Origin of the sequence: Streptomyces fildesensis (assembly GCF_016107395.1) — a bacterium.
GTDB lineage: Bacteria > Actinomycetota > Actinomycetes > Streptomycetales > Streptomycetaceae > Actinacidiphila > Actinacidiphila fildesensis.
In genome coordinates this window covers 1-845 of sequence record NZ_JAAIKO010000144.1, presented here as the reverse complement: position 1 = coordinate 845, position 845 = coordinate 1, and the positions used below count along the sequence as shown (strand labels likewise).

At 68.3% G+C, this 845-nt stretch carries 1 protein-coding gene; it reads left to right on the top strand.

Annotated features, from left to right (window positions below; translation table 11 throughout):
- Positions 1 to 395, top strand: a 395-nt coding sequence (gene pspAB, locus C6N31_RS42295) for a PspA-associated protein PspAB (protein WP_438817456.1), incomplete at its 5' end; no start/stop codon positions are given.
- Positions 396 to 845: the final 450 nt, after the last annotated feature.

Genomic DNA, 845 nt, shown 5'->3' with positions numbered 1-845 from the left:
CGGTGGAGTTCAGCCGTGACGCGTACGGGTACTCGTGGCTGCTCTCCCGCCGCGACCCCGGCGACCTGCCCGCTCTGGTCAACGACCTGCACGCGGTGAATTCCGCCCTGCAGGACAGCGGCTTCGGCCCGCAGCTCCTGTGCTCTCTGGTCACCTTCCACGACGCCGAACTACGCCCCCTCGCGCTGGTCTACCTCTACAAGCGGGGCACCTTCTACCCGTTCGCGCCGCTGCCCGGCCAGAAGCGCGACAATCCGCTGGAACTCCAGGTCAGGGCCACGGCCAAGGACGACCTGCGCATCGAGGAGGACCTGAGCCGCTGGTTCCCGCTGTGGGGCGCCCCCGGCCTCCCTAGGTCGGCGAACCCCGCCTGGCGCGGGGAAGCGAACACATGACGAGAGCTGATGCCCGCCGCGAAGCCCAGGACGGTGACAAGAGCCCGAAGTGGGCGCCTTCCGTCGGCGCGGAGCACGACGGCACGTAGTTCGACGAAGTCGGGCACGCTCCTCCAGGTTCAGCGCCCTGCGCACTTCCTTCAGCCGCCGCTGCCGCTGCTTGGAGGAAGATCGAAGAGGCCAGCTTGAACCCGACGTTGTGCACGGTCACGGGCTGCCATCTCTATGGTTCCTACACCGGAAATGCCGGTCGCGGCGGTAGGGCGGGAGAAACAGCGCTTCGCGCTGACGAAGGCACCTGGGTTCCGCGCGCCCAGCGGGATCGCAACGGAATCATGGGGTTGCCTTGCTGCGCTGCGAGAGCAACAGGCCCTCGCTGGCGAACGAGGACTGGAGACGGCTACCCGTCCCGGCGGATGGATCGACGCCCCACGCGCGAACGGACCGCTT